At 52.0% G+C, this 12,821-nt stretch carries 12 protein-coding genes and 2 tRNA genes; 1 reads left to right on the top strand and 13 read right to left on the bottom strand.

The genetic code is table 11. The features are described 5' to 3' along the window. Positions 1–106: 106 nt before the first annotated feature. The gene (locus ACFPQ4_RS10060; RefSeq protein WP_378111706.1) at positions 107–1,468 is read right to left on the bottom strand and encodes an Nramp family divalent metal transporter; all 1,362 of its coding nucleotides are present in this window, start codon (positions 1,466–1,468) and stop codon (positions 107–109) included. A 294-nt stretch (positions 1,469–1,762) separates the two neighbouring features. On the opposite strand from ACFPQ4_RS10060, the gene ACFPQ4_RS10055 reads away from it, so the two are divergent. Beyond that, a tRNA-Pro gene (locus ACFPQ4_RS10055) sits at positions 1,763–1,839 on the top strand. A 125-nt stretch (positions 1,840–1,964) separates the two neighbouring features. Here ACFPQ4_RS10055 and ACFPQ4_RS10050 read toward each other — a convergent pair. From ACFPQ4_RS10050 to ACFPQ4_RS09995, 12 genes are all read right to left on the bottom strand, one after another. Further along, positions 1,965–3,059, bottom strand: coding sequence for a hypothetical protein (locus tag ACFPQ4_RS10050; protein WP_378111705.1), 1,095 nt, complete (start codon positions 3,057–3,059; stop codon positions 1,965–1,967). Between the two features lie 132 nt (positions 3,060–3,191). Then, on the bottom strand, positions 3,192–4,037 hold the full coding sequence (locus ACFPQ4_RS10045) for a YitT family protein (protein WP_378111707.1): 846 nt from the start codon (positions 4,035–4,037) through the stop codon (positions 3,192–3,194). Between the two features lie 180 nt (positions 4,038–4,217). Then, positions 4,218–4,370 (bottom strand): small acid-soluble spore protein P, encoded by a 153-nt coding sequence (locus ACFPQ4_RS10040; protein ID WP_378111704.1) that lies wholly within the window; start codon positions 4,368–4,370, stop codon positions 4,218–4,220. 15 nt (positions 4,371–4,385) lie between these two features. Further along, positions 4,386–4,562, bottom strand: a complete 177-nt coding sequence (locus tag ACFPQ4_RS10035; RefSeq protein ID WP_378111703.1) for a hypothetical protein — start codon at positions 4,560–4,562, stop codon at positions 4,386–4,388. A gap of 15 nt (positions 4,563–4,577) precedes the next feature. Continuing rightward, positions 4,578–4,925, bottom strand: coding sequence for a hypothetical protein (locus ACFPQ4_RS10030; RefSeq protein ID WP_378111702.1), 348 nt, complete (start codon positions 4,923–4,925; stop codon positions 4,578–4,580). 156 nt (positions 4,926–5,081) lie between these two features. Next, a tRNA-Ser gene (locus ACFPQ4_RS10025) sits at positions 5,082–5,170 on the bottom strand. Between the two features lie 87 nt (positions 5,171–5,257). Then, entirely contained in the window at positions 5,258–6,538 is a 1,281-nt protein-coding gene (gene serS / locus ACFPQ4_RS10020; protein ID WP_378111701.1) for a serine--tRNA ligase, read from the bottom strand. A 5-nt stretch (positions 6,539–6,543) separates the two neighbouring features. Beyond that, complete coding sequence (pdxT, locus tag ACFPQ4_RS10015; RefSeq protein WP_378111700.1) at positions 6,544–7,131, bottom strand: pyridoxal 5'-phosphate synthase glutaminase subunit PdxT; 588 nt, start codon at positions 7,129–7,131, stop codon at positions 6,544–6,546. Between the two features lie 118 nt (positions 7,132–7,249). Beyond that, the gene (gene pdxS / locus ACFPQ4_RS10010; protein ID WP_378111699.1) at positions 7,250–8,131 is read right to left on the bottom strand and encodes a pyridoxal 5'-phosphate synthase lyase subunit PdxS; all 882 of its coding nucleotides are present in this window, start codon (positions 8,129–8,131) and stop codon (positions 7,250–7,252) included. A gap of 96 nt (positions 8,132–8,227) precedes the next feature. After that, positions 8,228–9,559, bottom strand: a complete 1,332-nt coding sequence (locus tag ACFPQ4_RS10005; RefSeq protein ID WP_378111698.1) for a D-alanyl-D-alanine carboxypeptidase family protein — start codon at positions 9,557–9,559, stop codon at positions 8,228–8,230. A gap of 178 nt (positions 9,560–9,737) precedes the next feature. After that, positions 9,738–11,195 (bottom strand): IMP dehydrogenase, encoded by a 1,458-nt coding sequence (gene guaB / locus ACFPQ4_RS10000; RefSeq protein ID WP_378111697.1) that lies wholly within the window; start codon positions 11,193–11,195, stop codon positions 9,738–9,740. 153 nt (positions 11,196–11,348) lie between these two features. Beyond that, a complete protein-coding gene (locus tag ACFPQ4_RS09995; RefSeq protein ID WP_378111696.1) occupies positions 11,349–12,569 on the bottom strand; it encodes a putative glycoside hydrolase in 1,221 nt (406 codons plus the stop codon). Between the last annotated feature and the right edge of the window lie 252 nt (positions 12,570–12,821).

Genomic DNA, 12,821 nt, shown 5'->3' with positions numbered 1-12,821 from the left:
AGGCGCTTGCCAGCCCCCATTCCGGACTTTCACCGTAGAGATGACGCCCATGCTGGGCGTACATACAAAAAAACCGCGCCAGCTCAATCTGGCGCGGTTTTCTCGTTTACCCGAACAAGGTGCCGTACAGCAAATAAACGTTAAGTCCCGCAATAATAAACGCGACCGTCCAAGATAGCGTGGATAACCATTTCGGCGCGACGAACTCGCCCATTTTCGCTTTATTGGCCGTGAACTTAACGAGCGGAATGACCGCGAACGAGAGCTGCAGGGATAGAATGACTTGGCTTAAGATCAGCAAATCTCCGGTGCCCTTCTCGCCATAGATTCCAATAACGATAACTGCCGGAATAATGGCGATCATTCGGGTAATAAGTCTTCTCAACCACGGCTTCAGCCTAATGTTCAGGAAGCCTTCCATGACGATCTGTCCGGCTAACGTTCCCGTCAGTGTCGAGTTCTGACCCGAAGCGAGCAGCGCAACCGCGAACAGAACGCTGGCGATGCTTGATCCTACCAGGGGATCTAGCAGCTTATATGCATCTTGAATTTCCGCGACGTCCGTATGACCGCTCGTATGGAAAGCCGCCGCAGATAAAATCAAAATAGCCGCGTTAACGAACAGAGCCAACATCAGCGCTAAGGTGGAGTCGATCGTCGCGAACCGGATCGCGGACCGTTTGCCGAGCGCCGTCTCTTCGTACTTTCTCGTCTGCACGATGGAGGAATGCAAATACAAGTTATGCGGCATGACGGTTGCGCCGAGAATACCTAAAGCAATATACAGCATTTCGGGATTCCGCACGATCTCCGCGCTCGGAACAAACCCGTGGAAGATGCCGCCGACGTCCGGCTTGGACAAGAACATCTCGATGCCGAAGCAGACGAAGATCGTCACGATCAAGGAGATGACCATTGCTTCAATATACCGGAAGCCTTTATTTTGCAGCATGAGCACCAAGATGACGTCTAATGAAGTAATTAATACGCCGTATATCATCGGCATCCCGAATAACAATTTGAGCGCGATCGCCGAACCGATAACTTCCGCTAGGTCGCATGCCGCAATCGCGAGCTCGCATAGTACCCATAAACTGAAGTTAACGCGTTTACCGTAATGATCCCGGCACGCTTGCGCCAGATCCCGTCCGGTCGCAATGCCGAGCCGTGCCGTTAGCGATTGAAGCAGAATGGCCATAAGATTGGAGATCAGGACAACCGACAGCAGCGTGTACCCGAATTGCGCTCCGCCGGCTAGATCCGTGGCCCAGTTGCCCGGGTCCATATAACCTACGGCGACCAAGTAACCCGGACCTACAAAGGCCAACAGGCGTCTAATGAAGCTGCCTTTGGTCGGCACGAATATCGACTTATGAACCTCCGGCAAGCTCGGGGCTATTCTTTCTTTGCGCCAACCGGCTTGGGGGGAAGGGGAAGATAATGCATTATCTCGAACGACGGGTTCCATAGCCCAGCCTTCTTTCCTCATTACAATAATGTTTACCTAGGGCAACAATAGAAGTAAAAAAATGAATACTGCGGGCGCCGATGGCGTCTTCGTATTTATACTATTATCCTACATCAGAAATCTTGCCTGTACAACAAAAACTTTACCCAGGGAAAGATTTTATACATTTATTCCCTACCCCTATACTCCGTACTCTATTCCGCCCAGACCGTTTCGGTTCATATCCAATAACTGACTTTGCATTTTCATTTCCCTATGCTATAATCATATTCGTTCGCTGCTTTTGGCGACCAACGGGACGTAGCTCAGCTTGGTAGAGCACCTGGTTTGGGACCAGGGGGTCGCATGTTCGAATCGTGTCGTCCCGACCACCTTACACATCAATCACGGCAATCCTGCCGTGATTTTTTTGTGCTTTCATTATCTAATAATAGAGCCTGTAAACATAAAGAAACCCTCGCCAGGTGGCGAGGGTTCTCGATGATTGCCGTATTAATTATAGATCGTCGATGCTTGCGCCGCCGAGCAATCCGCCCAGTTCTCCGAACGCTTCTTCGAACGGAATAACATCGCTTGCGTCTGGCTCGCCATACTCGAAATCAACTTTCTTGTTGAGATCGCCGAGTTGGGATACGACTTTGATCGCGAAGCTGCCTGCATTGCCTTCCGTATCGAAAGCCGCTTTGATCGTTGCGTCCGTATAGACAGGATTGTCTTTCTTGTCGATACCGATGTTCGATTCGATGTCCAACTTCTTCAGCACTTTGTTCATTTCATCGATGCCATCGCTAATATCGGAAGAATTCGTATCTTTGAGCGAATCTTTAGCCGAATCGATGTCTTCTTTCGTAAGACCGGTCATATCGAGGTAATCTTTGTTGCCCGCGATCAAATCAAGGACATCCGGAGCGATTTTCTCGACGATCGTGCTCAGAAGCGATTCGATTTGGGACTTCTCAACGTGAATTTGAACGACTTGCTTAACGTCTACATCATCAGGAATTCCCGCGTCTTTCGCTTTTACGTTAGCCAGGAAATCTTTCTCGTCCAGATGTTTGAACACGATGTCCACCAAATCTTGCACGAATTTCTGGGATTGCTTAGGATCGATGGTTGGAATCTCTTGGCCGGCTTCTTCCGAGAGTCGATCCAGATCGAGCTCCAAGAATTTGCCGACCAATTCTTCCGGAATCGGAAGCATTGCGATATTCGGCACTTTCACCCATACTTTCTTCTCCGAAGCGATGATCGGCACGGAGAAGTTGATGGCCAAGTCGCCCTTAAGCTCGAGCTTAAGCGTAACTTCGACCAGCATCGGATCTTTCTGGTACGCGCCCGTCCATGAAACTTCGGCGTTCTTGAACATATTCATAGCCGTCGTGTCTTCTTCGGTCATTTCCGCCAGGTTCAAATCGAAGTCTTCGAACTTCAAGCTTCCTTTGAACGTGTAGGAATCTAGTTCGCTGGTCGTGGACAACGAAGCCTGCAGCGCGTCTTTAGGTGCTTTATCTTTCGAGTTACATCCGCTTAGAACGACAGCGATCGCCAGCAGAAGCGCAACGACGGTAAAGCCCATTTTTCTTTTTAACAAGATGTTTTTCCCCTCTCAATACCTTGAGTAACTATTTAATACGAACGTACTAATTCTATCTTAATTTCGCAGGTGCGAAAAGACTTTCTTTGTTAAAGAATCGATAAAACCGGCATTTCCCAGCGGTATCTCCTAATGAATGTCTTTCTTTTTGAAGCGTCCGCCCTTTACGTCATGGATGTTGCCGACCGCTAAAAACGCAACCGGATCCAGCTCCGTCACGATAGACTTAAGCTTCGCTTCCTCCAACCGCGTAATAACGCAGAAAATAACTTTCTTCTGATCGCCCGTGTACCCGCCCTCGCCATGCAGCAGCGTTACGCCTCTGCCGAGACGATCCACGATCGCGTCGCCGATCTCTTTGAAGTTATCGCTAATGATCCAACAAGACTTCGACTCGTTCAAACCTTCGATCGTCAAATCGATGACCTTGAACGCAATATAGTAAGCGATAAGCGAGAACATGGCGCGGTCCCAAGAATAGACGAACCCGGCGCTACCTAGAATGAAAATGTTAATGAACATAACCGTCTCGCCGACGGAGAAGGGAGATTTCTTGCTGAACAAAATCGCGACGATTTCCGTACCGTCGAGCGAGCCGCCGGCTCTAATGACGATACCTGTGCCCGCGCCCAGGAAAATACCGCCGAATACCGCGGCAAGGAATGTTTCTTCCGTGAACGGGGGAACCGAATGGAGCAGCGTCGTGGCGATCGAAAGCACGATAACTCCTAGAAGCGTCGATAACGCGAACGTCTTGCCGATCGTACGATAACCGACAATAAGGAAGGGAAGGTTGAGTACCATCAGGAAAATCCCGATAGGAACGCCGGACAAATGCGAGGACATAATGGAAAGACCCGTAATGCCTCCGTCGATGATCTTATTGGGCACGAGGAAAATCTCGAGCGCAACCCCCACCAGCGTAGCGCCTAAAATAATAAAAAAGATTCTGCGGGTCAGTTCCAGCGGGGTCATCTTGTTGTGGCGAATTTGCTTAGGCTTCGTCGGCGGTCTTGGCGGAACGGGTAGCTTCTGTCCTGTCATAGTTAATTCCTCCTCTTTAGGTAATGGGTACATTACTTTATTATACCAATCGGTTTTTAACGGATACAACAAAAAAACCCGGCAACTTGCACCGGGAATGAGAAAATTCGTTTAGCCTTGCGGATTGTGATGGCTCACGTGGTTACGGTTTTTGACTTTCTTGGAGCCGGATAACGGTTCGTTCGGAAAAGGGTTCTTCGTAATGTCATGGGCATTCTGTTGCTGGTCCGGTTGATTAACTGCCTGCGATCTAGGCTTGCTCATAGTCGCTTGGCCTCCTTAGCTCTTAGGATGCTTCAGATCGACGGGCTCGTCATGGTTAAGCGCAGCTTGATGCCTGCGATCGTTTTTCTGCTGCTGTAATTGCTGAGCGTGGTGCGCGTTCACCGGATCTTGCTCCAATTGCTCGATGACGTTGCTCAAGTTTTTATCGGCATAGCCGTTCGCGTCGGACACTTTCGGGTACCCTCCTTAGCTATGGGTATAATGATGCAATGCTTGAGCGGTCTCGTGCAGATGGCGCCGGTAATCGGCGATGAGCTCTTGCACGATTTCACCCCGCTCGTCGATCGTCTGGCCATCTCGTTCCACGTCGGTTAATTGGATGGCGATCTCTCGGCTGTCGACATAACGGACGGCGAAGTCGAATTCCATCATTTGATGGCCTGCCGTTCTTATATGGACTCTAAGCGCGTTCGGGTCGGCTTCGTCGAGCATAATCTCTGCCTGATCTCCGCCATGCAGCCGCTCCGGGAGCGTCTGTTGCCAAGCTTGAACCAGGTCCTCCTGCGGGACGTTCAGTTCGTCATTGCTTACCATGATGAGCACCTCCACTCCGTTAGGTTGACCACAGCGCATCATCTTATACAGCGAAAAACCAGAAGTCCGCGGAGAGAGTGAGATTCGGGGTTCTCATCCCTTCCCCCATGCGCAAAAAACCGATTCCTTTTCAGGAATCGGCCTGTTTTTCGCTTATGGCGGAGAGAGTGGGATTCGAACCCACGTGGGCTTGCACCCTAACGGTTTTCAAGACCGCCCCGTTATGACCGCTTCGGTATCTCTCCACGTCTGGCAGTCGGCGAGTTTGCCTTACGGCGCGCTTCCGTTACTGCCACGTTATCATATCACATGCCCTGTTCGTAGTTCAACCCTTAGCGCGGACCAATTGTGTCGATTCCACCCATGTAAGGACGCAATGCTTCAGGCACGACAACGGTGCCGTCCGCTTGCTGGTAGTTCTCCAGAATAGCGGCAACCGTGCGTCCTAGCGCCAACCCGGAGCCATTCAACGTATGAACGAATTCCGGCTTCGCACCATTCTCTGGACGATAACGAATCGCGGCGCGGCGCGCTTGGAAGTCTTCGAAGTTCGTGCAAGACGAAATTTCGCGGTATGTTCCCGCGCTCGGGAGCCACACTTCGATATCGTAAGTTTTCGCAGAACCGAAGCCCATGTCACCCGTGCAAAGCGTGAGTACGCGGTAAGGCAATCCGAGAAGCTGCAGCACGCGCTCGGCGTGGCCTGTCAGTTGCTCGAGCACGTCGTACGATTGATCCGGCGCGACGAGCTGCACCAGCTCGACTTTATTGAACTGATGCTGGCGAATAAGCCCGCGCGTATCGCGTCCGGAGGCACCGGCCTCGGAGCGGAAGCATGCGCTAAACGCGACGAAGCGCTTAGGCAACGATTCAGCGGACAAAATTTCGTCGCGATGAATGTTCGTAACCGGTACTTCGGCCGTCGGGATAAGGTAGTACTCCGTTCCTGCGAGCTTGAACAAATCCTCTTCGAACTTCGGCAGTTGGCCAGTCCCGACCAAGCTGTCGCGATTTACGATGTACGGCGGCAGCACTTCTTCATAGCCATGCTTGTCCGCATGCAGATCCATCATGAAGTTGATAAGGGCACGCTCCAGACGCGCTCCCAAGCCTTTGTAGAACACGAATCGGGATCCCGTAACCTTAGCCGCAGCCTCGAAATCGAGGATGCCGAGGTCATTGCCGATATCCCAGTGCGCCTTCGCGTCAAACTCGAACGTACGTGGCTCTCCGCTCTTACGAAGGACGACGTTGTCCTCTTCGGAAGCTCCAACCGGTACGCTTTCATGAGGAACGTTCGGTATCGACAGCAACAGCGCGTCGAGCGCTGCGTCGATCTCGCGCACTTCCTCGTCGAGCTGCTTGATCCGGTCGCCGACGTTTTTCATCTCGGCGATTAGCTCGTCCGCATTGCCGCCGCTCTTCTTCAGCTTCGCGACTTCCTGGGATACGACGTTCCGACGGTTCTTCAGTTGGTCGCTCTCGGTCAGCTTTTCGCGGCGGCTGGTGTCGAGCTTCGGAAATTCCGCGATAAGCTCCACGGAGGCTTGGCGGTTAGTTAAGGCTTGCGCCACCTTGTCATAGTCGTTGCGCAGCAATTTTACATCTAACATGAACGTTAACCCCTTTTGTCGCCCGCCGCTTGACGAGCCATATCGATGAAATACGAATGGAGTCGGTAATCGTCCGTCAATTCGGGATGATAGGACGACGCGAGCAGGTTGCCTTGCCGTGCCGTTACGATCTCGCCTTGATAGGAGGAGAGCACTTCGACGTCCGCTCCGACTTCCTTAATAAGCGGCGCACGAATGAACACGGCACGCAGCGGGGTGTCGATTCCCCTCACGTCGAGGTCGGTCTCGAAGCTTTCCCGCTGTCTCCCGAATGCATTGCGAGCTACGGTCATATCCATTAAGCGCAGATGTGGCTCTTCCGCTCCTTCGAGCTTATCAGCCAACACGATCAAGCCAGCACAGGTGCCGAATACCGGCTTCCCTGCTTGCGCGAACGACTGAATCGCTCTGATGAAGTCGTATTTGCGCATAAGCTTCCCGATCGTCGTGCTTTCGCCGCCGGGAATGATTAACCCGTCGATCTCGGCTAACTGTTCCGCTCTCTTGATGGCCACGCCTTGACCGCCCGCTAACTCAATGCTTCGAATATGCTCGGCTACCGCTCCTTGCAGCGCCAAAACGCCGATTATCATCCTGAGTTCCTTCTCCCTAATCTCAAACGGCTTCCTTCGGCCGTATGAGTGCCGAGTGGAAGCCGCCGATGGTATTCGTGTTGCTTGACCAGCAAGCTATGTGTTCCTCTAAGGAAGCTTATAGGCCGCGATCTTGCATCCGGTCTGCGGCATGCAGCTTGGAAATGTCGATGCCTTTCATCGGCTCGCCCAAATCCTTGGATACGCGAGCGATGAGCTCGTAATCTTCGTAATGAGTCGTCGCTTCTACGATCGCGCGAGCGAACTTCTCAGGGCTGTCCGATTTGAAAATACCGGAGCCGACGAATACGCCGTCCGCGCCGAGGTGCATCATGAGCGCAGCATCGGATGGAGTCGCTACGCCGCCTGCGGCGAAGTTAACGACCGGTAGACGACCGGTTTCATGTACATTAAGCAGCAAGTCGTAAGGTACGCCGAGTACCTTCGCTTCATGGAAGAGCTCGTCCTTGGACAAGTTTTGAACTTTGCGTACTTGTCCGGTAATAAGACGCATATGACGCACGGCTTCAACGATGTTGCCCGTTCCAGGCTCGCCCTTCGTACGAAGCATGGACGCGCCTTCTTGAATGCGGCGCAAAGCTTCGCCCAGGTCTTTCGCTCCGCATACGAACGGAATCGTGAAGAGGGATTTGTCGATATGGTACACTTCGTCCGCAGGCGTAAGCACTTCGCTCTCGTCGATGTAATCGACGCCGAGGGATTCCAGTACTTTCGCTTCTACGTAATGGCCGATCCGTGCTTTGGCCATGACAGGAATGCTAACGACTTTCATAACTTGCTCGACTAGCTCAGGGTTCGCCATGCGAGCAACCCCGCCTGCCGCACGAATGTCGGAAGGTACTCTTTCCAATGCCATTACGGCAGTAGCGCCAGCCGCTTCGGCGATTTTAGCTTGCTCGGCGCTCATGACGTCCATGATTACGCCGCCTTTTTGCATTTCAGCCATACCGCGTTTAACTCTCGAAGTACCCGTTTCCATGTTTCCATGCCTCCCAAAGATTCTAACCATTAATTTTACATGAAGTGTGTTTAATATACAACCATTTCACTCGGAATCAAGCAGGAACCAACATGCTTAGAACAGGTTCACGATTCCGTTGAACAAGCTTGCGAAGAAGTCACCGATCGCACGGAAGAGCATCCGCCACCAGCTTGCCTTGCCTACGTCTTCCGCCGCGATAAGATCGACCGTAACCGTCTTATCTTCGAGCGTAGATGGATCTTTGTACTTGTAAGTCGCCGTGCCGACTTTATCTCCGATCTTGATCGGAGCCATCAGCGGGTCTTGCGTCGGCTTCACTTCTACGATCTCGGGAGTCGTCTTCGAGCCTTTCGGCACAAGCAACGTAAGATCGGTAGCCGTTACGACGTTAACTTTCTTGGATTTGCCCTTCTTGACTTTCAGCGTTTCGAACGTCGGAATGACGGCCTTAGCTTCCAAAATCGTTTGCTTCTCGAAGCCGTGGAAGCCATAGTCGAACAGCTTCGCGGTTTCCAAGAACCGTTTTCCGTCTTTAGAGTTCCCCGGAACGCCCATGACGACCGCGATGAGACGCGTGCCGTTAATTAGCGCCGTCCCCGTAAAGCAGTTGCCTGCTTCGTCCGTATGGCCGGTCTTAAGACCGTCGACGCCTTGGTAAGCGAATTTCTTCAAGTAAGGGTTGCTCAAGTTCTCTTCGAGCATATAGTTCCAGTTCAGCATCGGTTCTTTATCCCGCGCGCGGAACTTCTTCTCGACGATTTTCGCCGTTTGCAGCGTTTCCGGATATTCCTTCAAAATCGTGTACGCCAAGGTAGCCGTATCTCGGGCGGACATTACCGTCTCGCCTTCGAGGGATTCCGCTTTATAGCCTTCCGGCATCATGGAACGGGATAACCCTGTGGAGTTAATGAAGTGCGCGTTCGTCATGCCCAGCTGCGCCGCCGTCTCGTTCATCAGCTTCGCGAACTCTTCCTCGGTGCTGGACACTGCTTCCGCCAATTGGACCGTCGCGTCGTTCGCGGAGAAGATCGCCATCGCGTCGTATAGATCCTTGATCGTATATTTCTCGCCTTTGGCCAAGTAGATAATGCTGCCTCTGCGATCCTGCAATGCCGCGTTGTCTCCAACGGTAATCGTCTGATCCCAAGCCAGTCTGCCTTCCTTAACCGCTTTATTAACTAAGTATTCCGTCATCATCTTCGCCATACTCGCCGGCGGCCTAGGCGTATCGGCATCGTATTGGTACATGACTTGTCCGCTGTCCGCATCCATGAGGAACGCGGCGTTCGCTTGCACTTGCACGGCTCCAGTCGTTAGCTTGTTCGCTGCCGTCTCTGCGGCGAAAGCTACGGATGAGCCTGCGGTAAATACATATAAAAATAAGAAGGAGGTAAGTACACTATATACGGCGAACCGTTTCGACATTCGCTTGGATAAACCTGACATTAGATGAGGGCGATTCAACGCATTCTCTCCTTTTTCGATAAAATATGCTCGTTCATGCAGCCTTTATTGTAACATACCTGTTCCGAAAGAAAAAAGCCGCAAGCCCTAATGTTTCGCGCTTGCGGCTTCCAATATTTAGATAGCATCCTATGACGAATTACATGGAGTAATTCGGTGCTTCCTTCGTAATTTGAACGTCATGCGGATGGCTCTCGCGCAAGCCAGCGCCCGTTATCCGAACGAACGCCGTGTCGTTCTTAAGCTGTTCGATCGACTCGGTACCGCAATAGCCCATACCGGAACGAAGGCCGCCCAGCAATTGATGGATCGTATCCTTGAGCGGTCCTTTGTAAGCGACGCGTCCCTCGATGCCTTCCGGAACGAGCTTGCTCTCGTTCTCTTGGAAGTAACGATCCTTGCTGCCTTCCTTCATCGCGCCGATGGAACCCATGCCGCGATAAGACTTGTATCTGCGGCCTTGGTAAATTTCCGATTCGCCCGGGCTTTCTTCTGTACCAGCGAACAAGCTACCGAGCATAACGCAGCTTGCGCCCGCCGCGATTGCCTTCGTAACTTCGCCGGAATACTTGATGCCGCCGTCCGCGATAATCGGAATATTGTATTCGCGAGCAACCGTCGCGCAGTCGTAAATAGCCGTAATTTGAGGTACTCCGATACCCGCGATAATACGCGTTGTGCAAATCGAGCCCGGTCCGATACCGACTTTAACGACGGATGCTCCGGCTTCGATCAGATCGCGCGTCGCTTCTCCCGTCGCCACGTTGCCTGCAACGATCGTAAGCTCCGGATACTTCTCGCGCAGCTTGCGAACCATCGAGACGATGTCGATGTGATGACCGTGCGCCGAATCAACGACGAGAACGTCGATACCCGAGTTAACGAGCGCTTCCGAACGTTCGAACGTATCTTTCGACACGCCGACCGCTGCGCCTACGAGCAGACGACCGTGTTTGTCTTTGGCGGCGTTCGGGAATTGAATGGCTTTCTCGATATCTTTGATCGTGATAAGTCCTTTGAGCGTGTTCGTATCGTCGACCAAAGGAAGCTTCTCGATCTTATGCTGTTGCAGAATACCTTCCGCTTGCTGCAACGTCGTGCCGACAGGAGCGGTAACCAAATTTTCCTTGGTCATGACGTCCTTGATCTTAATCGAGAAATCATGGACGAAGCGAAGGTCGCGGTTCGTTAGAATACCGACAAGCTTACCGTGATCGTCGCAGATCGGTACGCCGGAAATACGATATTTGCCCATCAACTCTTCGGCGTCGTACACATGATGCTCAGGCGTAAGCGAAAAAGGATTCGTAATAACGCCGCTCTCAGAACGCTTAACGCGATCGACTTCCTCTGCTTGTTGACTAACAGACATGTTCTTATGAATGATACCGATGCCGCCTTCGCGCGCAATCGCGATCGCCAAAGCCGATTCCGTGACCGTGTCCATCCCCGCGCTGATCAACGGAATGTTTAGCTTCACCGAAGGACTGAGAACCGTCGATACATCGACGTCCCGCGGAAGAATGGAAGATTTCCGTGGAACGAGCAGAACGTCGTCGAACGTAAGTCCTTCTTTGGCGAATTTATTTTGCCACACGTGCAATTACCCCCTATACCGGATACAGTTCCGGCGATTAGTCTCCGATTGATTATCTGTCATCTTAGCAGAGGCATTAGTGGCTGTCAAGCACAATCGGGATGGTGGAAAACCGCGCCATTTAAGCTTTTTCGGCGTTTTGACGTCGTCCGGTCAGCGTTCAAATTGCGGGTAATGGTTCGCTGAATTCCATAGCAGGTAAGAGGGATACCCCGCTTTGCGGGACGCCGATATTTGCTCTCGTACTTGTGCCGAACCATAAGTTTGATGCGGATGCACCCAACTAGCCGTAAAGCTCTGATACCATGGACGAACCTTGGCGGAATCGATTCCTTTCGCTTGCATCTGCTTGTTCTTGTTCGTAATGTCCTTGAGCGCGTGGGCAATGATTGGGCTTGGCGTCAGATCCGGATGTTCGACTCCCCAAATTCCGCCCGAATAATGCGAAGGATAGATCATTGGCGAGATGACGTCCACTTCGCTTGCAATACTCCGCCAATTTTGACCGATTCCCATATCGTTATCCGAAGATCCGACGAGTCCAAACACGTCCGCTGAAATCCGCGCACCTGCTTTATGCGATCTTACCGCGGCGCGATGAAGAAATTTACGAATCGCATCGCTCTTGGACCATTTGTTCGGATTCGCATAGGCGACCTCCCGATCCACCTTCTTCTCGTTCTCCGGGAATCGCACGTAATCGAATTGGATCTCGTCGAAGCCGATTTTAGCCGCATGCTCCGCGAGCTTCATCGGATATTCCCACGCCTCTTGACGATAAGGGTCTATCCAGGGAGAACCTCCATGGTCCATCCAAGTTCGGCCGTCCTTGCGTTTAATCGTCCAAGAAGGCACGGCGCGTGCCAGTTCAGGGTTTTTAAAAGTAACGACTCTGGCGATCGTGTAGATGTGATGCTGCTTCAGTTTCTTAATAAGTTCGCTCATTTGTTTTACTGCCCGCGTATTTGCTATCGCGTAACTCCCAGCCTTTGCCGATTTCGGCAGCGTGGTCAGCACCATCCCGCTATTAATGTCAACGACCATCGCGTTCAGCTCCGTCTTGTCCACAAGGGAGATGAGCTCATCAATGCGCCGGCTTCGGGCAACGTGCGACGTGACGTAGATCCCTCTGATCGGTTCGGACGGCTTTCGCAAAATCACTTTCTCGGCATCTTCCTTATTCGACGCATTGTAGGAGGACAAGGGGAACTTTGAGTTGCCGCTCGTCAACGATTTGAATTTGTCCAGCGATAACGCGCCCGAGGTAGGCATCTTGGTCTCGCGCTTTGATTCGGCGCCGTGGGACATGCATCCGCTTAGCATAAGGATCGATAACAGGGCAAGGATCATCCATATTCTAGATAGTTCGCGCATGGTGAGTAAGCGATGCCTCCCGCACTAAGAGTGTCTTTAGTGTTTGCTTGGGAGGACGATGTTGTGAGTTGGAGTTAGTGGGATTGAAGGAGAGATTTACTTCGATTGGATACAAAAAACAGCGACCCGAGGGTCGCTGCAAATAGACATCTGTTTAGGCTTGCGCCTTGAAAACTGGATGCGAAACAAAGCGATTGGTGAAAGTGTATGAAACATCCGTTAGCCTACCCACGTCATTAGGATAAGCCCTCG

This window comes from Cohnella yongneupensis (genome assembly GCF_042655785.1).
Classification (GTDB): Bacteria; Bacillota; Bacilli; order Paenibacillales; family Paenibacillaceae; genus Cohnella; species Cohnella yongneupensis.
Note: the sequence above shows the minus strand (reverse complement) of the source record. Positions and strands in the feature narration are given on the sequence as shown.